This window comes from Butyricimonas faecihominis, from assembly GCF_033096445.1.
Classification (GTDB): Bacteria; Bacteroidota; Bacteroidia; order Bacteroidales; family Marinifilaceae; genus Butyricimonas; species Butyricimonas faecihominis.
In genome coordinates this window covers 4193096-4220060 of record NZ_AP028155.1, presented here as the reverse complement: position 1 = coordinate 4220060, position 26965 = coordinate 4193096, and the positions used below count along the sequence as shown (strand labels likewise).

Annotated in this window: 31 protein-coding genes; 1 reads left to right on the top strand and 30 read right to left on the bottom strand. The window is 44.2% G+C overall.

The genetic code is table 11. The annotated features are described in order from the left end of the window. Position 1: 1 nt before the first annotated feature. The 7 genes from R8806_RS17485 to R8806_RS17455 form a co-directional block, all read right to left on the bottom strand. A complete protein-coding gene (locus R8806_RS17485; RefSeq protein ID WP_164719761.1) occupies positions 2-1153 on the bottom strand; it encodes a FecR family protein in 1152 nt (383 codons plus the stop codon). Between the two features lie 42 nt (positions 1154-1195). Further along, positions 1196-1780, bottom strand: a complete 585-nt coding sequence (locus R8806_RS17480) for a sigma-70 family RNA polymerase sigma factor (protein WP_124317568.1) — start codon at positions 1778-1780, stop codon at positions 1196-1198. A 50-nt stretch (positions 1781-1830) separates the two neighbouring features. After that, entirely contained in the window at positions 1831-2433 is a 603-nt protein-coding gene (locus tag R8806_RS17475; protein WP_124317569.1) for a rhomboid family intramembrane serine protease, read from the bottom strand. A gap of 24 nt (positions 2434-2457) precedes the next feature. Further along, positions 2458-3153 carry a murein L,D-transpeptidase catalytic domain family protein gene (locus tag R8806_RS17470; RefSeq protein ID WP_124317570.1) on the bottom strand — a complete coding sequence of 232 codons (696 nt, stop codon included), beginning with the start codon at positions 3151-3153 and terminating at the stop codon, positions 2458-2460. Positions 3154-3168: 15 nt separating this feature from the next. Beyond that, complete coding sequence (locus R8806_RS17465; RefSeq protein ID WP_229782953.1) at positions 3169-3612, bottom strand: L,D-transpeptidase; 444 nt, start codon at positions 3610-3612, stop codon at positions 3169-3171. 7 nt (positions 3613-3619) lie between these two features. Beyond that, complete coding sequence (locus R8806_RS17460) at positions 3620-4090, bottom strand: hypothetical protein (RefSeq protein WP_229782952.1); 471 nt, start codon at positions 4088-4090, stop codon at positions 3620-3622. A gap of 123 nt (positions 4091-4213) precedes the next feature. Next, complete coding sequence (locus tag R8806_RS17455; protein ID WP_124317784.1) at positions 4214-6160, bottom strand: alkyl/aryl-sulfatase; 1947 nt, start codon at positions 6158-6160, stop codon at positions 4214-4216. A 175-nt stretch (positions 6161-6335) separates the two neighbouring features. Here R8806_RS17455 and R8806_RS17450 point away from each other — a divergent pair, with 175 nt between their 5' ends. Continuing rightward, a complete protein-coding gene (locus R8806_RS17450) occupies positions 6336-7187 on the top strand; it encodes a helix-turn-helix domain-containing protein (protein ID WP_124317785.1) in 852 nt (283 codons plus the stop codon). 67 nt (positions 7188-7254) lie between these two features. Here R8806_RS17450 and R8806_RS17445 read toward each other — a convergent pair whose 3' ends face one another. From R8806_RS17445 to R8806_RS17335, 23 genes are all read right to left on the bottom strand, one after another. Beyond that, positions 7255-7710 (bottom strand): ATPase, encoded by a 456-nt coding sequence (locus R8806_RS17445; RefSeq protein ID WP_027201691.1) that lies wholly within the window; start codon positions 7708-7710, stop codon positions 7255-7257. A 41-nt stretch (positions 7711-7751) separates the two neighbouring features. Next, the gene (locus R8806_RS17440; protein ID WP_124317786.1) at positions 7752-9599 is read right to left on the bottom strand and encodes a V-type ATP synthase subunit I; all 1848 of its coding nucleotides are present in this window, start codon (positions 9597-9599) and stop codon (positions 7752-7754) included. 3 nt (positions 9600-9602) lie between these two features. Then, positions 9603-10193, bottom strand: a complete 591-nt coding sequence (locus tag R8806_RS17435) for a V-type ATP synthase subunit D (protein WP_027201693.1) — start codon at positions 10191-10193, stop codon at positions 9603-9605. 36 nt (positions 10194-10229) lie between these two features. After that, positions 10230-10610, bottom strand: a complete 381-nt coding sequence (locus R8806_RS17430; protein ID WP_118260754.1) for a four helix bundle protein — start codon at positions 10608-10610, stop codon at positions 10230-10232. 35 nt (positions 10611-10645) lie between these two features. Further along, a complete protein-coding gene (locus R8806_RS17425) occupies positions 10646-11968 on the bottom strand; it encodes a V-type ATP synthase subunit B (RefSeq protein ID WP_118260753.1) in 1323 nt (440 codons plus the stop codon). 102 nt (positions 11969-12070) lie between these two features. Further along, positions 12071-13831 (bottom strand): V-type ATP synthase subunit A, encoded by a 1761-nt coding sequence (locus tag R8806_RS17420; protein WP_124317690.1) that lies wholly within the window; start codon positions 13829-13831, stop codon positions 12071-12073. Positions 13832-13840: 9 nt separating this feature from the next. After that, positions 13841-14680: a DUF2764 family protein gene (locus tag R8806_RS17415; protein WP_124317691.1), complete on the bottom strand. Its 840-nt coding sequence runs from the start codon at positions 14678-14680 to the stop codon at positions 13841-13843. Positions 14681-14735: 55 nt separating this feature from the next. Continuing rightward, complete coding sequence (locus R8806_RS17410) at positions 14736-15344, bottom strand: V-type ATP synthase subunit E family protein (RefSeq protein WP_124317692.1); 609 nt, start codon at positions 15342-15344, stop codon at positions 14736-14738. A 284-nt stretch (positions 15345-15628) separates the two neighbouring features. Continuing rightward, complete coding sequence (locus R8806_RS17405; protein WP_158571966.1) at positions 15629-15793, bottom strand: hypothetical protein; 165 nt, start codon at positions 15791-15793, stop codon at positions 15629-15631. Between the two features lie 10 nt (positions 15794-15803). Then, the gene (locus R8806_RS17400; RefSeq protein ID WP_124317693.1) at positions 15804-16436 is read right to left on the bottom strand and encodes a hypothetical protein; all 633 of its coding nucleotides are present in this window, start codon (positions 16434-16436) and stop codon (positions 15804-15806) included. Positions 16437-16651: 215 nt separating this feature from the next. Beyond that, positions 16652-17257, bottom strand: a complete 606-nt coding sequence (locus R8806_RS17395) for an N-acetylmuramoyl-L-alanine amidase (protein ID WP_124318494.1) — start codon at positions 17255-17257, stop codon at positions 16652-16654. Between the two features lie 155 nt (positions 17258-17412). Beyond that, the gene (locus R8806_RS17390; RefSeq protein WP_151411541.1) at positions 17413-17787 is read right to left on the bottom strand and encodes a 3TM-type holin; all 375 of its coding nucleotides are present in this window, start codon (positions 17785-17787) and stop codon (positions 17413-17415) included. Then, positions 17784-18419 carry a DUF6266 family protein gene (locus R8806_RS17385; RefSeq protein ID WP_124318362.1) on the bottom strand — a complete coding sequence of 212 codons (636 nt, stop codon included), beginning with the start codon at positions 18417-18419 and terminating at the stop codon, positions 17784-17786. Before R8806_RS17385 ends, R8806_RS17390 begins: the two co-directional genes overlap by 4 nt. Positions 18420-18619: 200 nt before the next feature. Beyond that, a complete protein-coding gene (locus R8806_RS17380) occupies positions 18620-19027 on the bottom strand; it encodes a HEPN domain-containing protein (protein ID WP_124318363.1) in 408 nt (135 codons plus the stop codon). Then, positions 19024-19332, bottom strand: a complete 309-nt coding sequence (locus tag R8806_RS17375) for a nucleotidyltransferase domain-containing protein (protein WP_124318364.1) — start codon at positions 19330-19332, stop codon at positions 19024-19026. Before R8806_RS17375 ends, R8806_RS17380 begins: the two co-directional genes overlap by 4 nt. A gap of 184 nt (positions 19333-19516) precedes the next feature. Further along, a complete protein-coding gene (locus tag R8806_RS17370; RefSeq protein WP_124317132.1) occupies positions 19517-19897 on the bottom strand; it encodes a hypothetical protein in 381 nt (126 codons plus the stop codon). Next, positions 19791-20132 (bottom strand): hypothetical protein, encoded by a 342-nt coding sequence (locus tag R8806_RS17365; RefSeq protein WP_124317131.1) that lies wholly within the window; start codon positions 20130-20132, stop codon positions 19791-19793. The genes R8806_RS17370 and R8806_RS17365 overlap by 107 nt, the downstream gene beginning before the upstream one ends. Positions 20133-20220: 88 nt before the next feature. Then, positions 20221-20919 carry a tyrosine-protein phosphatase gene (locus tag R8806_RS17360; RefSeq protein ID WP_124317130.1) on the bottom strand — a complete coding sequence of 233 codons (699 nt, stop codon included), beginning with the start codon at positions 20917-20919 and terminating at the stop codon, positions 20221-20223. Positions 20920-20924: 5 nt separating this feature from the next. Next, a complete protein-coding gene (locus R8806_RS17355) occupies positions 20925-23264 on the bottom strand; it encodes a GumC family protein (protein WP_229782951.1) in 2340 nt (779 codons plus the stop codon). Between the two features lie 18 nt (positions 23265-23282). Beyond that, positions 23283-24053 carry a polysaccharide biosynthesis/export family protein gene (locus tag R8806_RS17350; RefSeq protein ID WP_124317133.1) on the bottom strand — a complete coding sequence of 257 codons (771 nt, stop codon included), beginning with the start codon at positions 24051-24053 and terminating at the stop codon, positions 23283-23285. Positions 24054-24101: 48 nt separating this feature from the next. Beyond that, a complete protein-coding gene (locus tag R8806_RS17345; protein WP_124317129.1) occupies positions 24102-25253 on the bottom strand; it encodes a DegT/DnrJ/EryC1/StrS family aminotransferase in 1152 nt (383 codons plus the stop codon). Positions 25254-25361: 108 nt separating this feature from the next. Continuing rightward, complete coding sequence (locus R8806_RS17340) at positions 25362-25970, bottom strand: sugar transferase (protein ID WP_124317128.1); 609 nt, start codon at positions 25968-25970, stop codon at positions 25362-25364. Positions 25971-25978: 8 nt separating this feature from the next. Next, positions 25979-26965, bottom strand: coding sequence for a glycosyltransferase family 2 protein (locus R8806_RS17335; protein ID WP_124317127.1), 987 nt, complete (start codon positions 26963-26965; stop codon positions 25979-25981).

The window sequence follows — 26965 nt, the reverse complement described above, 5'->3', positions numbered from 1 at the left end:
CTTATAACTTACTTATAAATACAGTATTTCCTTGCACCTTAAAATGAGTGTCCGAAATCTTCTCAAAAGAATGGAACAACTCTTTCACATCTTTATATCGTTTCAAATTACCAGATAATCGTACGTCACGCAACTCCCCGTTTTGATAAAATACCTCCAAGCCATACCATCGGCTCAATTTATCCATAATGGAACCTAAAGATTCATTCTGAAAAATAAAATCACCATTTTTCCAAGCCACGTAAGGCAATACATTGACATTTTCTACCAGAATTTCTCCTTTTGACGGATCAAATACGCCCTTCTGATTCGGTTTTAACATCACCTCCCGATTGCCTTGATTCATACTCACGGCCCCCGTTACCAACACGGTCTCTACCCCATCATAAGTATTCATGTTAAACTCAGTTCCATAAACCTTGACAGCAACATCTCCTACTTGAACCAAGAAAGGCATATCCTGATTTTTTGCCACCTTAAAGTAAGCCTCCCCCTTCAGTTGAACGACACGTTGTTTTCCGTTAAACCGAACCGGATAGAGAAGTTCTGTTTCTGCATTCAACCACACACAAGTTCCATCCGCCAAGGTTAAGCTAAATTCACCTCCACGAGGCACCAGTAAACGATTCATGACGTCCTCTCCTTTTTCTTCTGCCACTTTATCATCTTTACCCGAATGATAAGCGATCTGACCGTTTTCGCTCACTTGCAATGCAGTTCCATCACGCTCTTCCAACTCACAAGCTTCCGCTCCCATATTTACTTTTTCCCCGGATGATAACACCAAAACCGCTTGAGTTTTTCCCGGTTGAATAGAAACTTCTTGTGCTAATTGTTCTGGTTGATCAACACGATTCCACAAAAAGACACCTCCTACACTTAACATCAAAACCAAAATGGCAGCCACACTATACCACATCCGAATACTATAACGTGTTTTCAATTTTCGACGTAAAGTATTAAAGTCCGGCTGCATTCCGTAAGCATACGTACCCCATTGTAATTCCAAGTGTACTCGCTGAAATTTTCTAAAGTACTCTTGGTGATCTTTGCTCTCACGTAGCCAGTTATCGACCTCATCCCGTTCGATATCACTCGCTTCGTTTAAAATATACAAAAGTAACTTTTCGTCTATTTCATCTTGAACCATCATAGTCATTAGTTTTACAACTATAATACAGTTCAGAATCAAAAATCATTTACTGGAAAACAATCTTTTTTCAAGAAAAAATAAATAAACTGCAAGTTCACTCTCATTATCAGATTGTTGTCGTAATTTTTTTAATGCTTTTACCAAAAGAGAATTGACCGTCGCAACTGAAATTCCTAGTTTTTCCGCCACCTCTTTATATTTCATTCCCTTTAAATAGACACAACGAATGATCTCTTGCGTTCTAGGTGGTAATTTTTTTAGTTCCACTTCCACTCGCTGAAACACTTCTTCTTCAAAGTTATCATATTCTTCCCATGGACTCTCGTAATACGCTATATCACAAGCTTGTTTTAACGGATCTAACCGTTCCAATTGGTTTAACGCCAAATTGCGCACAGAAGCAAACAAGTAAGATTTCAACGAATCCGGGAATAATTTATCCGTCAATGACTTTTCCCACAATTTGACAAAAAAATCCTGCACGATATCTTCTGAACGTTGAACATCAGACACAAAAGTAGCACCCCAAACCACCAATGGTTTGTAGTACTCTTTAAAAAGAAGCTCCATCCCCTCTATTTTCCGAACCCTCAACAATTCACAAATTCGTTGATCTATCTCACGCATATCTTTTTGCTATTGAGACACAAATATAAGGACTTTTTTATTAAAGCCAATTAATGCCTTAAAAGTTGCTGAATGAACATCTGTAATAATCTCGGTTCCAGTAACACGGGAAAGATCAAGCCGAACACTGCTCCATAGAAGTGGGCATTATGATTGATATTATCGCCGTCTCGTTTTGCCATGTACTGGCAATAAAGCAAGTAGATGAAACCAAACACGATACCGGGAATCGGAACGATCGCAAAGAAGTAAATCTTATCCCAAGGATGCAAAAATATCGCCGTGAACAAAACAGCCGAAACCGCACCGGATGCCCCGATGGAAGAATAATATTGATTGTTCCGGTATTTCCACACGTCATAGACCGAAGCGGCCACCATTCCCCCGAAATACAGGATCAAGAAACTGGAACTACCGAATCCCCACGCGACAAACTGGTTCTCCACGTATAACCCGAAAGAGAGAAAGGTGAACATATTCACGATCAAGTGCGTCCAATCGGCATGGACAAAACCGTGAGAAATAATTCGGTACCACTCTCTGGAATGTACCATCCGGTAGGGGTTACACGACAATTTATTGAACAGGGAATAATTGTTAAAACAAGCAATTGACACGACAACCGTGACAATAAGTATAACATAAGTCATCATAATCTACTCTAAAAAATAATGTTATTAAATATCCGCCCGATCCTTCTGTGCCTCATCTTGTTTTATGAACGTACTCAGGCTCGCGTAAGTTTTGTCATCTCCATGAATATACAGAAGGGTCCCACCTTTAATTGTATCTATAATTTTTTTGCTCACGGCTAATGGTAATGCCGGACATCCCAAGCTACGCCCCAACCGCCCACATGACCGAATGGTTGACGGGTCTGCGTATGCCGCCCCGTGCATCACGATCGCCCGCTCTTTCGCCTTGTCATTAATTCCCCGCTCCAAACCGTCCAACACCAAAGAATACCCGTTCTTCCCGTAATACGTGTTTTCCGTTTTGTAAAAACCCAACGAACTCTTGAAAGAGCCTTCCCGGTTGGAAAATGACGTGGCATATTTCTCCCCGCTATTCCGACCGTGAGCCACGTAAGAAATAAACAGGATCTTTTTCAGTTTCAGATCAATCACGAACAAGCGTTTTTCCGTGGAAGGTTTCGTGAAATCAATCACCGTAAGGATGTCCTTGTCGTGACCGCCCATCCGGTTGTACCCCGCGATAGCCCGCTCGAACACCGCATAATCAATCGTTCCGGCTAACGCTATCTCGTGATAAAGCGCCCGACTATTCGGTACAGACGACCTCTCTGCCGCTATCCCCGATAGCGATCCCCAACAAATTCCCCCGATAATCAAGATAAGCGATAACGCACGCATAAAGTTATTTTTATATCAATCAAACACAATTACCAATGTCTTTTCCACCTCCGCCCAATCGTACATGAACTTGGCATGTGATGTCGCATTCCTCACGCACATATGAGACCGGGGTGTCGTTCCGAGCGTCCAACTATATTCAATCAACTTGTTATCGGGATAATTGACCGGAACCCCATGCAAATAGGCACCTCCGGTAAAACGACAAGCATAAGGAGCAAAACCACCTTTCTCATCTGTCCCGTCCTTCAGGTAAAGCATCTCCGACAATTTCCGCTGTACAAAATAAATTCCCGGTGGTGTGGCTTCTTGATAAGGTGGTCGATTAGCTCCCGTCGTCACGGGATTCATACTTCTCACCAACCAAGTCGCTCCTTCTTGTTCCAAAGTTGCAATATTCTGATTCGTTCGGTCTACAAATATAACTTTTTTAATCGAAAGAGGCCCTATTAACTTCATGTATTTTTTAGGAACATACCATTCCCCCTGCAAAAGTAGCCGAACTCACCTGAAAACAACCAGCACTGTCACTAATCACGGCAACATAAGCCCCATCCCGTCCATAACGTTCCGGCACGCTAAAATTTCCCCGTCGATATAAAGGAATTCCTTGAGAACGATCCACGCCGAACGAATCCCGAGTCTGTTTATATTTGTTAATTTTGTATTTTCTCGAAAGGGGTGGCATCCCGTTCACGTTTTTATAATTCCGAAGTACCCCATACCCGTCATTCTTCTCCTGAAAGACCATCAATGAATCAAGGAATGCCGATATCTTATCCCATTGAAATCGTCGTTCCTGTTTCCTGTATTTATAGGTATCATGTAGCGTGTGCCGGTCATATAACAAACGTTTCTCTATTTTTACAGTATACCCAACACTATTTAAACAAATTAAAAAGAACAACAACGTATAACATTTTATCCATATCATCATCTACAACATTTTTTAATGATAATACGTCAAAAATTGAATTTTGTTATGTCTTATGTTATCATCGGAGAGAGACTGTCTAACAAGTTTATTTTTAAACGACAATCTCTCTCTTACAATCATCCGTCAAGGTTCTATAATATTAAACATCGGATCAAAACTATCCAACAGAGAAAGCAAAACCTTCAACTCATTAAGATCCCCGGTAATCTTCATTTTCCCCGTATCTATCAACTCTTCCGGACGAACCTCTTTTAAGATTAAGCGGGCAAAATCATTTCTAGTCACTTGTAGACTCAACAATGCGCTTGCATCCGTGTAACCCATCCGATGATTCAGTGCTCCATTGTTCAACAGTAGCATGGCCTTCTCTCCGCAATCCTTAAAAGTCAGATTTATACAAATACGTTTATCCCCAGCCTTCATCCCGTTCACTTGGATGGCACAAAAATCCAGTAACATGTCCGCACCCAAATTACTTACAGAACTAGCATTCACCAAATTCGGTACCTGACGATTAATTTCACCTCTTAACTCTTTTGCCCCCGTGAGGTAAAAGTTTCTCCAAGGGCCAGATTCTGCCTGATATCCCAGTTGCGTATACACATCCGCCAGTAATTGTCTGGCAGTTTGATTTTCAGGTTCCGCAAACACTAAATTATTCAACAAAGTAGCACACCAACGATATTCCCCCTCATCATAAGCTTTCCGGGCAACTTCAATCACTCGTTCTCCCCCTCCGATCGCCTCCACGTATTTACGTCCCAACTCCACCGGGGGTAACGGATTCAGATTAGCCGGATTACCATCAAACCACCCGAAATACATTTGGTACTGAGACTTCACATTATGACTCAATGAACCATAATATCCCCGGCACGCAAATAAAGAATCCAACCCGACAGGCAATACAAGTTGTTCGGCGATCTCGTTCGGAGTCAATCCTTGGTTTGCCATGCGTAAGGTTTGATCGTGTAAATACCGGTACATATCTCGCTGTGCGGCCCAGTAAGTATTTATCTTCTCATTCCCCCACGTAGGCCAGTGATGCAGGGAGAAAGTCACCTCCACGTCATTCCCATAGCGAGCAATCACGTCATCAATATACTTACTCCACAATAAACCATTACGAACCTTGGCGCCTCGCAAGGTTAACAAATTATGCATCGTATGCGTAATTTCTTCGGCAGCACAGAAAGCCTTGTATTTCGGGAACCAAATCATCATCTCCACCGGAGCTTCCGCTTCCGGAACAAACATAAACTCCATCTCCAACCCATCTATCACCCGACGTTCCCCCGTGGTTTCGATCTCATCCGTTGGCCGCACAAGCATACTCTTACCCCGGGAATTGGTTGTTCCCAACCCGGTCCCGATATTTCCCCCGGCATGACGGGGTAATAATAGCCCGTACATGTAAGAAGCCCTTCGCCCCATAGCAGTTCCCGCCATGACGTTCTCACTCAACGCTTCTTCATAAAATCCCTTGGGAACAATGATCTTCATGTCTTTATTTGAAACTTCCCGACAAATGGCGTCCATTCCCCCGTAATGATCAATATGGGGATGAGTGATAATCAGTGCCCGCACGGGTAAATCTCCCAAATGTTGCTTAACCAAACGATAACCGGCCAAGGCCGACGCTTCCGAAGTGGTCGCGTCAATAATAATCCATCCGTGATCCGTTCGTACAAAAGTTATGTTGGCCAAATCAAATCCCCGAACTTGGTAAATAGCCCCGGGAACCACCTCAAAAAGCCCGTGAATGGCATTCAATTGAGACTGTCTCCACAAACTCGGATTTGCCGTCGCCGGGGCTTCTCCTTCCAGAAATTTCCACGCATTTAAAGGATAGGAAACACTTCCATTTTCATTTTTAATGGCTTCATCTTCCAATGTCGCGATAAACCCCCGATGCGCATCTTCAAAATCCGCCCGATTATTAAAATTCAAACGAGTTTTCACCGCCATATTTTCTTTTTCTGTGTAAGAAGTCGCTTTCTGTTGGGCATTCCCACTCATAGCCAAACAAAGCATTACAGCTATTCCCCCGGTAAACAATTTCCTCTTCATAATACACTTTCATTTAAACATAAAACATTATCTATATAACAAAGATAAAACCAGACGGAAAACACGTAAAGGTATATTTTTTACTTTTATTGGTCTATTTGTATGATTTGCTCCGTACAAATAGACCAAATAAACCCAATAATTGGTATTTTTATACCCATAAACAAGGAACGACATGGAAACAAAACCCACATTCAGAATCATCACCCGACGCTTGCAGGAAACCACGGCGAACTCTTTTCTCTTATGGGAAGAAGACGATCTTTTCCCAGCACTGGGATATCCCGTGAAGATTAATTTTACCGGAATCTTCATCTGTTCAGCCGGAACTTTAGATGTAGAAATAAACCTTACCCCTATGCGAATGGATGAAAATCATATTCTCGTTTTCACCCACGAACATGCCGTGCGTATCGTTAAGCGTAGCGAGGACTTCAAATGTGTCGGGATCATTCTTTCCAAAGCATACTGGGAAGAAACATTACTCCACACCCATGCATTCAACGCCTTGACCCGCACCGTCCCCTGTCTTCCAATAGAACCCGATCAGAAGAAACCATTACTGGATTTTTTTTCCATCATCCGCACGCATACCAAATTAAAGGATGCTGAAAACCGAAATGAGATCATCAAACATCTAGTGATTAGCATGTTTTATGCCGTCGGAGAAGTCTATAAACAGCAATTGGCACAAAAACGAACGACATCACAACACGAAAAATTGTTACATGACTTTCTGGAACTAATCTACCAACATTACAAGACCCACCGAGACGTGGCTTTTTATGCTCAATGCCTATCCTTGACGCCCAGATATCTCACGACAACGATAAAAAAAACCAGTGGAAAAAATGCCTTACAATGGATAGAAGAATATGTCATTCTTGAAATCCAAATCCTTTTGCGTCATTCAGATATGACAATTAAGCAGATTGCTTACGAGATGAATTTTTGTGATCAATCTTTCCTAGGCAAGTATTTCAAACGAATAACCGGAATGTCTCCCGAACAATATCGTAATCTGTAAAATGAACAAGGGAGGTGTGACAAACGACCACACCTCCCACCTATATCATCTATTCGACCGGATCCCCTTATGCAGGAATCAACCCGGTAATCAGGATCAATACCAACAATCCCAAGATGGCGTACAACTCCGGGAACACGGCCAATACCATCGTGGTTCCGAACACGTTGTAACCGCTACCGATTGCCACGATACCGTTAGCACATACCTGTGCTTGACGAATAGCAGAGAAGAAAGCCACTAAACCAAGTCCCAATCCGGCACCGAAGATAGCTGAAGCAGGCCCCCAACCCATATCCACGTTCGTCAAGAAACTACTTAACAGGAAATATCCCACGAAACCATACAATCCCTGAGAGGAAGGCAACGCGGACAAACCAATATACTGACCCGATGCAGTCGGGTTTTTCTTCAAAGCACCTACCGCGGCATTACCGCAAATAGTAACTCCATACGCACTACCGATTCCTGATAATGCCACCATCAATGCAACACCTAGATAAGCTAATAAAATTGGTTCCATAATTCTAATCTATTTAATTGTTATTTTTATAATCTTTATTTTTAATCATTTACTTTTTTTCTGAACGGGGCGTATTGTTTACCCCCGCCTTCAAATCCGGCATTCTTGTAGAATTCCACGAAGGTCAAACGCATCGGGTGTACAAAAGAACTGATCATACACAACCCGAAGTTAATCGAGTGACCGACAAGCAGAATCAAGAACACGGCAATGAATTTCACGATAAACGGTAGTCCATCCGTAAGCTGGAAAGCCAGCGTGTTAAACACACCTCCCAAGATACTTCCCGTTAACCCGATCGCGAACAACCGGATATATGAAAGCGTGTCTCCCAGCAATCCCGTAGCCATGTTGTACGTTCCCCACAATCCTGACCCAAAATTAGAGAAGATCCCTTTTCCCGGAGAATTGTAGAAATAAATCGTCAACGCGGAAAGGCCCAACAAAGCGTAAAGCACGTATTTCAAACCTTCCGGGATCACGACTTTTAGCATCGGTAACCCGATCAACACGCCCAACAGGATAATGGCAACGACCCAACCTAACGTCGATACCGCATATTTAAATCCAAACTGTTTCGTTAACCTTGCGGCATTCAAGCACATCCCGTAAAGAATCTGGATAATACCCACGGCAACCGCGATAATCATCATCGGGTTATATCCCCCCAGATATTTCCCGTAGTTCGCTTCCGTCAGGAAGAGTGACTTCACGCCAGCCAACCAAGGCCATTCCACGGAATCCAAAGCGATACCAAAGAATGAACCCGTCAGTAAGCCGACAATAACCGTCATGATTCCCAAATATTGCCCCAGCACAAGGTAACCCTTCACCGAAGGCGAGGCTTTCCGGCCAATAATGAAACAAGCCAGCCAGATGATCAACCCGTAGCCGCCATCACCCATACACATTCCGAAGAACAGCATGAAAAACGGGGCCAAGAAAGGCGTCAAATCCAACTCCCTATATTGCGGCAGGGCAAACATTTCCGTTACCGGTTCAAACAACTTGGAGTAAGCATTGTTTTTCAGCTGCACGGGAACATCATCCTCCGGAGTAGGCCGGGTGAATTCGAAGTACACATCTTTCGTTTCCAGAAAACTTCTCATTTCAGTCTCTCTTTCCACCGGAACCCATCCTTCCAAAGCAATGACTTTCTCGTCAATCAGATGTTGAGCGGCATCCTCCACTTTAATCTTGTCTGCCACCTCGGTAATCTTCAAACGATACTTTTTCAGCCGTTCAATCGCATCCTGAGAAACAGCATCCAACTCTTTCCCGATGTTCACGGATTCCTCTCGCAAAGCCGTAATTTGCTTTGCCAACTCTTCTGCCGTGGCTTGAGGGAAAAGATAAGGATCAGCCTCCAAGTTCACGCTTGTCCCAGCAGGAGTAACAGTAACAAAATATTTCTGTCCCATCATCTCGCTGATTATAACAGCGTCATACATCTCTTCCCATTCCGGCTGATACTTCTGTTCCGGCACGGAAAAGAAATGAAATTCCCAACCGGCAGTCTCCAGTTTTTGGATCATCTCCCGGGAAAATTTTCCCCAAGGACGATAAGCCGCATGGTCCTTCTCCAAACCTGCCAATTGTTGCTCGATCTGATCCTGCCGACTATACAAACCTTCCAGATAATCCAGCAAATGCTCGTCATCCACCTTCACTTTTTCCACCTGCTCCACGTCATTCCGACTCTGCATGCGCGTGATCATCTCCCCAGTCCGCCTGATCAACATCAATTTCGCCTGTAGATCCGTATCTTCTGCCGTACGTTCCGTATTCTCATGAATATGAACCATTCCCTTTTCCCGGAGTTCTCCGAGAAATGTTTGATATTCCTTGTAAAATATCAACAGGGACAATTTCATCATAGGTACTATCATAGGCTATTCCTCCATCAATTTACGGGTTTTCACGATCTTCTGTGACGACTTGGAAAGGTTTTCCTCGTCTTCCAAGAACCGCTTGATCTTGCGAATCGCCTCTTGGAATCCCGGAATCTGCACTTTCTCGTACAAATTCACCTTCTGTGTCGTTTTCTTTCTCGCCCTATCCAACAGCTCCATTTTCCGGGTGAAAAATTCCCTCTCCAAAGCGATACTTACTACCTCTTTGATGTATTCCACACCATCGAGTAGCCACCCGGGTTGATTAAACAAACTGAAATCCTTCACCTCATAATCCACCCCGTCGAGAACAGGCGTCTTTACCCCGGCAATCTTTTTCACCGACATCCTGACATCCTTCACGACAAGTATGTCTTCCTTATACTCGTCATAAAGTTGCAGCATATCGTTCAATGAATTCAGCGTTTCTTCCAACTTCACATTAAACTCATCCGCCACCTGTTTCGCCTTCTTCACCTCCGAACGCAAAGCTGACTCCTTATTTTTGATGGTAGGCAATGCCCTCACTCGCATCTTCAACTGCTTATCCAGCCCTTGAAGCGATGTCTTATTATATTGAAACTTTATCACCTTACCAAATTATTAAATTATTCTGTGATTTGCGATTTAATGATTCTGTGATTGCTGCTCTTTGTTAAGCCCGATACTTTTAGTCCGGATAGAAGCCACAACCATAGCCACTAATTCATTTACTTCTCTCTTGAGTTCTCTCAAATCATCTGATTTTAGTAAATCAGACTCTTCAATAATTTCAAGCCAATAAGCTGTTTCATCCGCTTCCTCTTCAACGATCCTCATTTTATTGATGAAATCCTTATCCGATTTTGCTCGACACACAGCCCGATAGTTAGCACCAACCGATAAAGCCGAACGTAAAATCTGATCTTTCACGACCCAAGCTAACCGTGTCTCCGGAAACTTTTCTGTCATCCTGATCACGGCTAACCCCAACTGTTTTGTTCTACGTTTAAACTCTATCTGATTCATAAACTGTATTAATTAATCACTGAATCGTCAATCACCTAATCACTAAATCCTCCAAACTCTTCCACGATTTCCTGCTTAATTCCCAATTCCGCCTTGTTAAAGTATTTGCGGAAAAGATCCCAAGCGGTATCCAACATCTGATCGGTACTGATGTTTACATCGATAGCAAGCAAGCTGTTGGAATAGTCTTTGGCGAAATCTAGGGTACGGCGGTCGTAGTCCGTCAGGTCGAAACCGTTCTCCATCTTGGTCCGGGCGTTAGCGGCATCGGCATATAGACGGATGGCGGCATTCATCACTTGCGGGTGATCCTTACGGGTTTTCTTACCGATCACGAGCTGTTTCAAACGAGACAAACTTCGGAACGGGTCAACAATAACCTTACCAATCTCCGTGTCTTTACGCAGGAACAACTGTCCCTCCGTGATGTACCCGGTGTTATCCGGGATAGCATGGGTAATGTCACCGCCAGACAACGTGGTCACGGCTATGATCGTGATAGAACCTCCGGCAGGGAACTGCACGGCCTTCTCGTAAATCTTCGCCAAATCGGAATACAATGAACCCGGCATGGAGTCCTTCGACGGGATCTGATCCATACGGTTGGACACGATACTCAGAGCATCGGCATACAACGTCATGTCCGTCAACAACACCAATACTTTCTCGTTCTTGTCCACCGCAAAATACTCGGCAGCCGTCAATGCCATATCCGGTACCAACAAACGCTCAACAGGCGGTGCCTCCGTGGTATTCACGAAACTAACGATACGATCCAACACCCCGGCATTGTCAAACAAATTTTTGAAATACAGGTAGTCATCGTTCGTCAACCCCATACCACCCAAGATGATACGGTCTGTCTGCGCTCTCAGTGCCACGTTCGCCATCACTTGGTTGTAAGGCTGATCCGGGTCGGCAAAGAACGGAATCTTCTGACCGGACACCAACGTGTTGTTCAAGTCGATTCCCGCGATACCGGTTGCAATCAATTCCGACGGTTGTTTACGACGCACCGGGTTCACCGAAGGTCCCCCGATCTCTCTTTCTTCCCCGTCAACTGCAGGCCCCCCGTCAATCGGGTCGCCAAAGGCATTGAAAAAACGCCCGCATAAATCGTCTCCCACTCTCAGAGTAGGCGCTTTTCCCAAGAATGTCACTTCTGCATTCGTCGGAATCCCTTCTGTCCCGGAGAACACCTGAAGGGTTATATCATTTCCCCAAATCTTCACGACCTGCGCCAACCGTCCGTCTACAATAGCCAGCTCGTCATTCCCGACGCCCTGGGCATTCAACGTACACGTTGCTTTCGTGATCTGGGTGATCTTTGTATAAACTTTTTGAAAAGCAGTCGTCATATAATTTATTTTTTGATTCTGTGATTTTCGATTCCATGATTGTGTGATTCTTCTCAATATAAAGTCAAATCACTTAATCATTATATCACCTAATCACTAAATTTATTTCTTTTTTCTTTCGTTAATGATCTCGTTCACTTCTGCCTCATACTTTTTAAACGCTTCCGATTGATATTCGGAATAGTTCATCTGTTTGAAACCATTAATGATACGTTTGAAATAGGGGTTAATCTCTTCGAACGTGTCAAAATTAAATTCGGAACGAACCACACCCAGTACCATGTTCAGCATATACTTCTGACGCTCCATTGCGGTAGAACCGTCAATGTTGTCAAAAGCATCCTGTTGCAGAATCACGAAGTCGATCAACTCGGACTTCCAGTATACCACGTGATATTCCAAAGGCACACCGTCATCCCCCAAAATGTCGATCTGTTCTGCCGTCTCGCGACCGCGAACCAACATATTACGAGCCTCGTTCACATCAGCAATCCACGTATCGGAAATATTCTTCTTGGCGAACTCGATAAATTCCGGATATTCCAAGTATTTTGAGTAAGATTCCAACGTATCAATTGCCGGGTAACGTTTCGCATCCGCACGAGCTTGAGACAAGGCATAGAAACAACGTGCCACTTTCTTCGTGGACTCCGTCACCGGCTCTTTCAAGTTACCACCGGCAGGAGATACCGTACCGATAAAAGTAACGGATCCCGTCTTACCATTATTCAAATACACCATTCCCGCACGAGCATAGAAATTTGAAATGATAGCCGACAAGTCCATCGGGAACGCATCCTGTCCCGGTAACTCCTCCATACGGTTGGACATCTCACGCAAAGCCTGCGCCCAACGAGAAGTCGAGTCGGCCAGCAACAACACTTTCATGCCCATGGAACGATAGTACTCCCCGATCGTCATAGCCGTGTACACGGAAGCCTCACGGGCAGCCACGGGCATATTGGACGTATTAGCAATAATCGTGGTTCTCTCGTACAACTTACGACCGGAACGAGGGTCTTCCAATTCCGGGAACTCGGTAAAGATCTCCACCACCTCGTTCGCACGCTCACCACAGGCAGCCATGATAATAATATCAGCATCGGCAAACCGGGACAAAGCGTGTTGCAACACGGTCTTTCCCGTTCCGAACGGCCCCGGGATAAAACCGGTCCCCCCTTCCAGTATCGGATTCATCGTGTCGATAACACGTACACCTGTCTCCATCTGACGGGAAGGACGGGGTTTATCCATGTAATTACGGATAGCCACCTTCACCGGCCATTTCTGGATCATCGTAACAGGAATTTCTTTTCCGGCCTCATCTTTCAGCACGGCAATCGTGTCCTTTATCGTGTATTCCCCGGCAGCGGCAATTGATGCGATGGTATATTCCCCTTTCAACTTGAAAGGTACCATAATCTTATGATCCAGCCAGTTTTCCTTCACGTTGCCCAACCAATCGGCACCGGTCACCTTATCACCGACCTTGGCCAACGGGGTAAAACTCCATTTTTTATCTTCTTCCAACGGGTTCGTGTACTCTCCTCGTTTCAAGAATACACCCGTCATCTTATCCAGGTCATTTTGAAGACCGTCAAAATTCTTTGACAGCAAACCGGGACCCAACGTAACTTCCAACATATGGTTTTCGAACTCCACGAGGGAACCGGGTTTCAATCCCCGGGTACTTTCAAAAACCTGTACATAAGCAATATCCCCGACAACCTTGATCACCTCGGCCATCAACCGCTCGTTTCCAAGTTGGATAAAGCAAATCTCATTCTGAGATACCGGTCCTTCGGTACGCACAAGTACAAGGTTGGAAATAATACTATGAACTTTTCCTTGTGTCTTATTCATGTCTCAATTTTAATTTTTAAATTCTTCCGCAAACTCGAAACTCTTTCTGAACTTATCCACGACTTCCATGAAGACTTTTCGTCCCGATTCGGAACTCATCTTGCTCCATCGCTCGACGATCATCAGCTCAAGCATGAAACTCAAAACTTTCTCCATGGAGAAATACTCGTAAACCACGGCCTCTTCGATATAATCCCAAAGAAGTAAATCCAGTCCTCTCTCCCGCTCGACAAGGTTTGTATTTCCCATCAGAGAAATCACTTTTTCCACGTACGGGAATTCCATTCCCAAACCGAAATCTTTTGAGTTCGAAGTTCTCAGCGCCTTAGAAAATGCGTTATTACCAATAATCTCCGGGGCAACCTCTTTCCCGTACTTCCGACAAGTCAAGGCTGTCTCCAGATTCTTCACGTTCATCACGAATTCCGCGTAATTCCGGACAAACTTACTGCCACTCTTCATCAAGTGATCGTAATACATCCAACTCAACACATTCTCCGGAGAAACATCATATTTCAAATGTTCCCCTTTAAAATCTGCGATAAATCGATTGAGGTAAGTAGGTAAAGAATTCGTCGGTTCGGTGATTTCGTCTTCCAGACGTTGTAATGGATATACTGTTTCAAGATTGGTATCGGGAGCCATTTTATTTAGCAACCGCAGAACTTGTTTATTATCGGCAGGCAGAAAAAACAACTCCATCAACTTCACATCCTCCTTCTTCAGAGCCTCCCGAGCCAACTCCCGAAACCCGTTCACGGACAACGCTAGTTTCCGATCATCCAGAAAGACCTCCGGTAGTCCTGCAATAAAACAGTAGTAGTTATTTTTTAATATCATATTATTCATTCTGTGATTTAATGATTCAACGATTTTGTGATTCAATCACTTAATCTATAATCACTCAATCCTTAAATAACAGTTTTTTCGTGAAGCCCTTCATGTACTGATTAAAGAAAGCTTCAAATAGTTTTTCGGAGAAAGCAATCTGGAAACCACCATCTTTAGGCCGGATCACAAACCCTTCTTCTAAATTACCCACCTTTACATCAAGACCTTTATCCAACAGATCCTTGTACTTGGCCGCAACAAATGATTCGAACTTTGCCTTTTCATCCTCGGAAAGAAGAATTTCCATGTTCAAGTTTCCTCCGGCTACATCCCACTTCTTCACGATCGTCATAAGCAACTCCTGAATAAAAGCTTTTTCCTCGAACCCGATCTTGGCAACATCACCGGCAACATCACCGGCAACAAGATTCGTGATTGCCTGTTTTAAAGCCGTGATAGCTTGGCGTGCACTTAACGTCATTTCAGACTCGGCCTTCTTTTTCAAGTTAGAAACCTCTGTCTCCGCATCAGCATTCATCTGTGCTACTTTCGCTTTCGCATCGGCAATAATCTTTTCGGCCTCTTGCTTTGCCTGGTTGATGATATTCTCCGCCTCCTGGCGAGCCTTATCTACCCCCTCGTTGTAAAGCTTTTGGGTCAAAATATCTAATTTATTCTCCATACTAAAAACGTATTATATATTAATTTTATCTTACAAATTTTCATTAAAACTAAGTGTCAATAAATGTGCCAGTAATCCAGAAAAACGGCGTCAAGATATTAAAAAACATTGACAATAACAAATAAAAATTATACAATAGGACACTTGAAAATATCCCCGTATCAGATACGAATTCCATCGTCAAGGGTTCCACTCAAACCATAAAAGAGACAAAATTCATAGCACAACGAAGCCGCGTTATAAACGATAAGGAGTGGCAAAGAATCTCTGCCACCCCATCCGCATCAATGTTGTTCCCATCGACGTTTGCACCAAGCCACCACGACCGAGCTGATCACTCCCCCCACGATGCTTAACACACCCGCGACAAAATCATTTGCCAACTGCGTGAAAAAAGCATTCAAACTCAGTGTGAAAAATATTCCCGTGAAAAAGTATAAGCTCATCATAACCTTAAAATCACTCAACCGTGAGATACTGGCTAGGCGAAATACTTTTCCCGTTCTTCGAGGTTGCAAAACAATAGATCTTCACGTTTGCGTGGTTCCAATTTTTCGGAAGTGCCACACTGGTATTTCCATTCTCCCCCCGACTTCTTAACGAGATCAATTTCACCCGCATCAACACGCTCTCGAACACCACGGCATACACCCGATCGTCAACCAAAGCGAACCCGTTCTCCTCCGTCTGCATCTCCTGTTCGAAAGAATACATTTTATTTTCCGCGGAATACGTGACCGAGACTTCCGGAACATCCTGAACTCCAGTAGCCATTTTCAACCGTTCGTAATCTATCGTTGCCACGTGTTTCTCGTCCACGTCTACCGCCTTCATATTTTTCGCAACGAAAGCATTCGAAGTCGTTCCGTTCCCAATTCCCACAAATCCTTTCTGCACAACCGGCAACAAGAAACGGGACAACTCGATCAACACCTTCATACGGGCTCGCTGGTCCAACATCTCCGAAGTCGGCTTATCCTTTCTTGAGAATATCCTCGCCCTAGCGATATTCTGTTTGTTCATGTAACACATCGTCACGTTACCAAGGGTTTTCGATACTTTACCCAATAAATAAGAATCAAATTTTGCCATAATAATAAAATTTAAAAATGAATAAATCAGAAAATTTAAAATGATCCCGCACTCCCCGCATGGGCCCTACACGAAGAATGGAATTTAGAATGTAGAATTTAAAATTTAGAATGAAAAGTTTCCCAAAAACAGCGAGTATTCCAACTCTCCCTCTGTTTATAGAGGGAGTACGGCGAAGCCGGGAGGGAGTTCAATCTAAAATCTAAAATCTAAAATCAATAATACTGAATCCAGTCCGCCACCCTCAACGCCGGTCCCGGATCAACTTTCCTCGACGTCACGTCCGAATGTCCCACGATATCCCCGATGGGATAAGTATCCACCAGCAAGCCACACACCTCGTTCAACACCCGCATCTGCACGTTCGTGTAATCATGCCAGTACGTCGGCTCCTCTCCTGAATCTTCCGTGTACACCTCCCCCACGGGAACCTCCTTTCCACATTCCGCCACGAACTTCCCCCCTTCCAGTCGCAACTGCCCCAGGTTATCCAGCTCGATCCCGATAGAGTAATGATTCAGCTCGTTCCTTCCCCCGTAACTACTCTTCCCGGCATGCCACGCCTCGATACTAAACGGCACCATTTGTATCACCTGCCCGTCCCGCCCGATCACCACGTGAGCCGATGCCTTCACGTCCGGCCTCACCAAGAATTTTGCTGAAGACATGGCATCCATACCTGCCGTGTAATGTAAAATAATCATATCCGGCTCTCCTAGTCCCCGTCTATTCTTCGGGCATTCTAGATGAATCACCCCACCACCCATTAACCGGTGATTGACAATTGAAAAAGATGAATTAGAACTTGAAAATACATCCATAACAAAAAGTTTAAAATTTAAAATTTAGAATGAAAAAGATTCCGTGATTGCCGATTCGATGATTGGGTGATTAAAATCACTTAATCGAAAATCATTAAATCACTTAATCGATAGGATCTAAAGTCATAAATCTAAAATTGATCCGTTTTTATCTTTTAGTTTTTATCTTTTATCTTAAAAATGGCCCCCGCCATTTTTTCCCCGCTCCTCCCCACCACGTACCCGCCCAACCCAATCTCCAGCAAATCCCAGAACCGGGAAGTATCCGCCAACATGGGCAAACTCGTGAAAGTGCCAATAAGCACAATAACAGCAAATATCAACATCACCAATGGCCGCCACGAACGCTGTAGCCAATTTCCGGTAGCCTCGGCTCTTATCACGCCAGCCCGAGCTTCAATCATTTCACGTTCCCGCTCGTACACCAATCTCAGTATCTCCGCCTGTAACTCTTTCTTCTCCCGTGCCGGGAGCGTCACGCCATTAATCACCCCGCTAATAGCATTGACAACATCTGCTATCGGTTTCATTTCCTTCCCTGTAAACGTACATACTGACTCATAGATAACTGCTTCTCATCAGGCGAAATAAAGAGACAATACAAATGCAACGTTTCCCCCTTCCACCCGTCAATCGTAAAACTCGCCACACCATCTTTCCGCACTCCCCCTATATTCTCCAACACCCTCGGACAAAACGCCCGCCCTTCATGTAACACGACCACCATCAAACGATCATCATCCTCCACAAATCCTCGTCCACCCACCTTTTCCCATTGTAATAAAACACGACCTTCCGGATCAATCCCTCCTCTTAAATGAAACACTCGTTGCCTCTTTCCCGCGGAAAACTGAAGTTGAGAGAAATCTCCGATACGCCCATCCGCACAGAACACCTTCATATTTTTTTCAAGATAAAACGTATAACCATTGAAACTGTTTCCTTGAGCAGACACCTTCAATATTCTCCTTAACGAAGTCTCTTTCAACTTCTGGTAAAACCGGATTGCAACTAAAAATCTCGCCCTCACTTCCTGTTGTTTCATTGTCTTCGGATTATTCGCTCGAAACGTTCTTCTTGCATACGACTTGTTACCTATTTGATAAATAATCACATCCCCCAATTTCCCGTTTAATCCAAAATCATTTTTAAATGATGCCATAATTTCTCGTTTTTTAAATGAATACTCTCTCTCATTTTTCTAACGACAAAACTACAACACCTTCGAAACTTCATCACTACACACCATCCCACGTGTGTTTCCATCTTCCCACAAACCATTGATTATTATCAATAAAAAAAAGAGGCCCAAGCACATCGCCCAGATCTCTTTTTATTAAGTTTTTATTGAGTAAATTATTATTAATCTAACTTATTAGAAACAATCCGCTCTCTGATCAAATTTATAAACTCACAAACCAAAGGATAAAATTCTTCCACCGTAGTCAAGTCAAAATTCTTAAAATCTTCATAATCGGCTTCAGAACGATTATTATATATGATCGTGTAAAATCTACCCCATTCTTTAGGCACTTTTCCCGTTAAAATAAAATGTTTCCCAAACATTTGGCGTACACCTTCATGTGTTTTGACACCATCAATTTCAGCATACAACAACAAAGCACTTGCAGCATAAAAACAAGCATAGTACATACGATTCATCGCCGTGTTATAGAATCCCCGTTCGATATGCGATTCGATCTCTAATAACAAGTTCCTCGCAGAATCAAGTCTATATAATATTATATCCGACCTTTGTTCTGGTGTCATAATACCACTCCTTCTTTCATTACATTTTCATAAAATGGTGTAAAACGCTTTCCCCATTTGCGCATAGATTCTATGAACGGATTAATTTGTATACCCGTTTGTAATTCTATATCATACAATGGAGCAGTCAAGGCCATTCGATCTTCCAAGGTAATAACGTCTTTATCTAACAATAACAACAAATCAATATCACTATCTGGGCGAGCATCCCCCCTTGCCTCACTTCCGTAAAGAATAACCCTAATGCCCGGTGCAAGCCGATGTAGAGCCTCTCTAATTTGAGATATAACTTGTGATCGATTCATGATAGTCCTCCTTATAAATCAGTTATCACACAAAATTAATATTTTTTCTCAGATATACAGGCAGCTAAAACGTGTTTTATTCATTATAAATAAATATTTATTGACTTAATGAATTCTTTCAGAACCGATATTAAACTGTATAAATTAAAGGCGTGGCAAAAAACTTTTACCACGCCTTCCCCTGTCAAGCATCTTTCTTATCCCGTTCCTGTTCAATCAAAAAGATCAACCGTTTCAGGAATATCACCAGCTCGTTCGTCCGTTTGAAAATATCCCGCTTCAACTCCCTGTGATTCGAAATTTTTACCCCGAACGCCCGTTCGGCCAACCGGATAACCTCTCGATACTCCATCAACATCCCATCCGGAGTGTGTAACACCTTCGCTAGATAAATCCCTAACATCAGTTCCGCTATCTCCATCTTGTTATTGTTCGATGTCCAGACCGCCAACGGCCCGTCATCCGAACTCCCGGCATACCTCTCCGGGTATTCCTGTCGCTCTCGAGCAAACCGGATCTCGACCTCCACCCGTTGCAACACGGCCTCCACGCAATACCCGAGCATTCCCTTTTTTCCCCGATCCGTCACTCGCTTGGCACACTTCATCCCAAACGTGCAGGCGGATTCGTACTCGTTCCAACACCCGCACCTCTTCCTTGTAGTTCTTTTCCTTGTCACACATCCGTTCCAAATCCGCCACGAACTCCCCGACTACCAGTTCTACCTCATCTTTCGTGACATCTTTCCCACCACACTCTTCCAACCAAGAGAAAAACCTTGCATTTAATAACTCTTTCATAACTTAAATATTAAAATTTATAAATTAAAAAACCTCGGACACTCTTCGTCCGAGGTTATATCTCCGCTTAAACACGAATTTGTAAATCTTAAACCAATAACTTTTCCGATTCTTTCGATTTCAAGAATTTTTCCAACAATTCCACCTGTTTCACCGAGTGTATATCCCCGGAAAAATAATCAATCAACCTTGCCACCAATAACTCCCTCGCCCCTGCCATTGCCTCTTTCCCGTAAAAACCCACAAACGACAGCAAGTTCACTTGTATCCGGCATCCCCGTCGTTTCAACTCCCACACCCGTTCCGTCAGATGTTTTGCGTAAAACGGGTAACGCTCCGGGTGTGCCAACACGGGCGTGTAGCCCTTGTCCTGCAGGCGAAAAATCACCTCCTCGAAAGCCGGAGACGGGGCCACGAAACTATGTTCCACCAGCACCTTTCCTCCGTGAAACGAGGCGATATTCCCTTGACGGATCAAATCTATCATGTATTCACCGATCTTGTACTCCGCCCCGGCATCCGCCTCAATTTCAATTTTCTCCTTCAATAAACGTTCTTTCAGCTCGTTCAGTTTTTCAAGAATTATCTCCGGCGTGTTCATCGGTGATGGAAAAGAAATATGAGGAGTAAAAGAAAACTGTTTCACCCCCAGTTCCAGCATCTTTTTCACGATCACCACGGAATCCTCTACCCGTTTCACCCCGTCATCCAATCCCGGTAAAATATGAGAATGGATGTCATGATCATAAGAAAAATATTGCTTGTTCTTTCTTTTAAACCAGTCCATGATCGTTATTTTTTCTTCTTTTTATCCTTGCCATCCTGTCCGTAACCATAGCCATACCCGTAGCCATAACCATACCCGTAACCACCGGAACGACTGACCTTGATCCCGTTCACCACGATACCCAGGTTCGCCAAACGACCACCCTTCTCCAGGTCGGCAACAACCCTCAGACCTTTTTTATCAAGCACGTTCGCACGAACCACGTAAACACAAGCATCCGCGTACTCGCTCAACGAGAATCCGTCAGCCAGGATACCCAGCGGCGGCGTGTCAAGGATAATACACGAGAACTCGCTCTTCAAACACGCCAGCAACTCTCCCATCCGGGGACTAGCTATCAACTGTGTCGGGTTCGGGGGGACCGTTCCTCCAAATATCACGTGCAAGTTATCGTTTACCTTCTCAACCAGCATCCCCGGGGCATCAACCATCCCGGCCAGGTAAGCCGATAATCCCTTCCGGCCTTCCCTCTTGAAGTACTCGTTTAACCTCGGGTTACGCAAGTCACAACCGATCACGATCACTTTCTTTCCCGCCCGGGCGTAAGCACTCGCTAAATGCGCTGCAACCAAAGATTTCCCTTCACTCGGTATCGTCGATGACACCATGATCACGGGCGTGTCCTTTCGCTTGATCAGGTAATTCAAATTCTCCCGGATCAACTGCATCGACTCCGACATCATCCAGTCCTCACTCTCTATCGACGTTTTCTCTTCCGGCAATTGCGGTAAAGTTCCCAGTAACGGGGCGTTCACCACCTTTTCAACTTCCTCCGCTCCTCGTACCTTGGTATCCAGCATATCCATGATCAAAATTCCTCCCGTTGGCAACGCAAACCCCAGCATCAAGCCGATCAACATGATCAATGCCTTACGCGGGGCGATAGGCCCCTCTCCCGCGTCGGGATTCTCGATGATCTTCGCCATCGGCACGTACATTAACTTGGCGATCTCCGATTCTTCCCGTTTTTGCATCAAGAAAAGAAAAAGGTTCTCTTTCAACTCCTGCTGCCGGGCAATCGAACGATATTGTTTTTCTTGCGTCGGCACGGATGTCAACTTGGCATCCACGGCCTCTCTTTCCCGTTGTAAACTCTTGATCTTGATATCCAACCCTTTCTCCACGTTGGCAATCGCCAACCGGATATTATTTTTCATGTCCCGCAACTGCATCTCCAGCCCGGTAACGATCGGGTTACTTTCCCGTGCCGAGAGTAATAATTTTCCCCTCCGGAGAACCATCTCGTTATACTTGCTGATCCCGCTGTTCAACGACTCGTCCGTCAGCCCCAGTTGCTCCGGCAATAACCGGAACTCCTCGCCCTCCCGGCTATCCAGGTAATCCCGGACACTCTTCACCACGTCCAACTCCGTTGCCAGTTTCAACAATTCCATCCCCGCCGCTTTCTTCCGTTCCATCACGAAAGCCGCGTCCGACGTGATATCCGTTAACTGGTTCTGTTTCTTGAACATCTCTGCGTCACTCTCGATATCCCCTAGTTCACGATTAATCACTTTCAAACGGTCGTTGATAAACTCCACCGTCTTGGACGACACCAGTTGCTTGTCCGTGATCCCGTTATTGTTATACCCTCGTATCAGGGCGTCCAGTATGTCCTTACCCCGTGCCGGGATGGCGTCTTTCACGCTCAACCGAACGGCACTCGTGTTTTTTTCCAGGATACTAACGGCCAGTTGCTTGTAAACCCTATTTGTTACGGTCTTGTAAGATAACAAGTCCACCCGGATCTCGTCTCCCTCCCTAGCCAGTGAATCCTGTTTCTCGATCGACACGTTGTACGTCCCGAAAGAAATCACGTCCGAGAACCCTCCCTCGAAAATCACTTCCCGATCCTCGTTACATACCTTCACTCCCTCCCCGACAAGGCTCACGTACAAAACCGTGTCCTTCACGTGCTCCGGCATGTCCACCAAAACCTTGATGGGCGAGTCCTTGTACAACTTCCTGTCACGAGGAAACCTTTCTCGTGTATAATCGACATTCAACTCCAGTTCCCGTACAACTTCTTGCACCAGATTTTTGGATTTCAACTCCACGATCTCGTTCTCCACCGCCATGTTTCCCTGAAACAATCCCAGCTCCTTCATCATCGGGTTTACCCCGATCTCCCCTTTTTTGGTATCACTGATCATGACCTTCGTTTCCACCTGGTACACGGGAGTTGAACTTAAACAAATATAAAAAGCGATCATTACACAGAGAGACACGCTGATAACAAACCACCACCAGTGAGCCAGTAATTTGAGGAAGAAAGCCCGTAAATCAAAATACTCTCCTTCACCCGATGGTGAAAACTCTCTATTCATGTTATTCTCGTTATTCATCGTTCTTTCCTCGTTTAATTATCTTGTAATTAATGATATCACGGCGATCAAGGTCGACAAGCTTGACAACACGTAAGGAAGGAATGTCCCGGCATTTCCCCCGGCAATCCGTCCCTTGTTCGGCTCCACGTAAACCACGTCATTTTGCTGCAAGTAAAAGAAAGGAGTGTTTATGTAATCACTCGAAGTCAAGTCCACCCGGGCAAATACCTTCTCGTTCCCTTGCTCTCGCATGATCAACACGTTCTTCCGCTTCCCGTTGATTTGCAAGTCTCCCGCCATGCCTAACGCGTCAAGAAGTGACACGCGTTCGCTGGACACTTGATAACACCCCGGGTTCTTCACTTCCCCCAGTACTGTCACCTTGAAATTTTGAAACTGAATCGTCACGATCGGGTTCTTCAAGTAAAGCGATAATTTTTCCTTCAACATCTCGGATAGTTCGTTACGGGATATCCCTTCCACTTTCAACTTTCCAAGCACGGGAAAATCGATCTCCCCCGCTTTGTCAACGAGGTAACCCCGTGGGATCTGTTGAGATGACGAGGTAACTTGATTTCCAAGCCCGATCATCGGGGTGTTGAACGGGAGGGCGGATTCCAAGTCATCACATGACACCACGATCGACAACAGGTCATCCGGGTGGATCACCGTCTTGTACTCTATCTCTGTTTTCACCCGCCTGTTCACGTCCGCATCTTGCAGGTAAACTACCTTTTTACTAGAACCACAAGAAGACAATATAATCAATCCCTCTAAAAACAAAATAACTTTATCCCAATATCGCATTTTTCTCAAAATAAAAATTAATTACTTGATTCATATAACGTATCATTTTCAATATTTTCTTCCCATCCGAATAATAACCTGTCCTACTCTTTCTATATCTTCGTTCGTCAACGTCGGTCCTGACGGTAAACACAACCCAATCTCGAACAGCCGTTCACTCGTCCCGTTCCCGTAAAACGGGGCATCCTTGAACACCGGTTGCAAGTGCATCGGTTTCCACAAAGGCCGACTCTCTATATTATCCGCATCCAAAGCCAACCTCACGTTCTCTCTCGTGAAACCTGCCACTCCCGGCTCCACCGTGATACACGTCAACCAGTAATTCGAATCAAAATCACCCCCTTCCGGCTGGCACATCACCTTCACACCCTTCACCCCATCCAGCAACTTCACATACAAATCGTGAATTTCCCGCCGCCGGGCAACGTGATCTTCCAACACGAACATTTGCCCCCGACCGATCCCGGCACAAATATTACTCATCCGGTAATTATACCCGATCTTCTCGTGCTGGTAATGTGGAGCCTGCTCCCTCGCCTGCGTGGCATAAAACAAAGCTCGTTTAGCCCGTTCTTCGCTCGGGCAAACCAACGCCCCGCCACCGGAAGTCGTGATAATCTTGTTCCCGTTGAATGATAACGCCCCGAACTCTCCGAACGTCCCGCACTTCTGCCCCTTGTACTCCGAACCTAACGCCTCTGCCGAATCCTCCAACACGGGAATATCATAACGCTTGGCAACTTCTAAAATCTCATCCAACTTTCCGGGCATACCATACAAATGTACCGGAATAATAACCTTCGGTAATCGTCCGGTCTTCTCCAAACGATCCTTGATCGCCTCTTCCAGCAACACCGGATCCATGTTCCAAGTATCCTTTTCACTATCCACGAATACTGGCGTTGCCCTCTGATAAGCAATCGGGTTTGCCGATGCAGAAAACGTGAAACTCTGGCAAATCACCTCGTCCCCCTCACCAACACCTAAAAGTATCAACCCCAAATGTAATGCAGCTGTCCCCGCACTTAACGCCACCACCTGTTTCTCCCCATTTTCAATTAAAAAGTCTCGTAGGGCTTTTTCAAAAGCATTCACATTTGGCCCTAATGGTACTACCCAGTTGGTGTCAAATGCTTCCTGTATAAATTCTTGTTCCCGCCCACCCATGTGAGCGAGAGACAACCAAATTCGATCTTTCATAATGCACAATTTTACGTAATTTCCGTTCCAATTCTTTTGTTGAAACACTACTCTATATCTACCGCCATCCCATGTGATATAAATTCAAATAAGAATAGGCATAAACATTCAGATCAATTCATCATTATATCTCATTCTCTTCCCCAACACCGTACATATAATCATCTGAAGATCTTTCAGAAAAGAAGGATGACGATAATAATAAAGATTTATCCTCACCTTATCTGGAAATATCACCTCATCATTATACTTTTCCGGATCAGAAACCCCAGCAAGAATTGTTTCCTCGTTACGATATTTCAATGATGCGGGCCCCGTGATTCCTGGCCGAGATTTCAATATCAGCATATCATCACCTTTCAAATTATCAGCATATCCAGGCACATCTGGACGAGGTCCAACAAAACTCATATCCCCAACGAATACATTCCACAATTCAGGCAACTCATCAAACTTGTATTTCCGAAGAAATGCACCTAAGGGTGTTATCCGACTTTCTCCAGCCACAGACACAGACGATCCACCATGCCCCACTTTCATACTTCGAAACTTGTACATCGTAAACACTAGTCCATTTAGTCCCACACGCTTCTGCTTGAACAACGCTGGGCCATCAGGCATTTTCACTCGAATCATCCCCCACACCACAAGCAACACAGGCCAAAGACATAACAAACCAATAAGGGCCATTATGCGGTCAAAAATAAATTTAACCATTCTAGATACTATTTTAAAAAAGGTAACTTGAAAATACCAATAAGAGATCCCCATCCATAAGACAGATGTAACGTAATAAAACAAGCTAAAAGGTAAATGAAATTCAACTTTTCACGAAAAGCTATCAAAAAACTAACCCAGCCAAATATCATCAAGTATAAGCTTGCAGATAGAACGCTAAGCCATACCAATGAACTCCACCACAAACTACCTACGAGAGGCAAAAGTAACGACAACAAAAAAAATAATGGTACAAAATGGCGAACAGACAGTGAGTCGAATTGCCTTGTATAAAAAACTGTCAAAATATTCCATTTACCATTCCCATAATTATTTTTAGCAAGAGCTTCAAATGTTTCCCTTGCCAAATACGTACAATATGTATCTGGAACTATATAAATTTTTCCTCCTCCCCGAATAATCCGTTTATTCAGTTCTATATCTTGATTCCGAACCAATCTTGTATCATAATACCCATATTTATCAAACACCTCCCGTCGCCAACAACCAAAAGGCACTGTATCCACCTCCATTATCCTGTCAATTCCCGTTCGAAATACAGAATTACCGACCCCAAACTTATTACTCAAGACTTCTCGTATAGCAAGAGTTTTTACATTCTTGTTCAACACATTAGTTCTACAAACCGCGCCAACATTATCTGCTTGTAATTGCCCAAGTTGCTTAACAAGTACTGAAAAATAATTTTTTGCATATAACGTATGCGCATCAATCCTAACAATAACCTCACCTCTAGATTCCACAATTCCTTTATTCATAGCACAAGGAACTATTTTTTCAGGATTATCAAGCACTCGCAAAAAAGAATACTTCAGCAAGTAAGTTTCAATAATTTCTCGAGTCCGATCCGTACTCATCCCGTCCACAAACAAAACTTCCATGTCATTTCGTGGATAATCTTGTTGTAAAATAGACTCAATACATGAAACAATATACTTTTCCTCGTTGTATACAGGACAAATAACAGAAAGCAT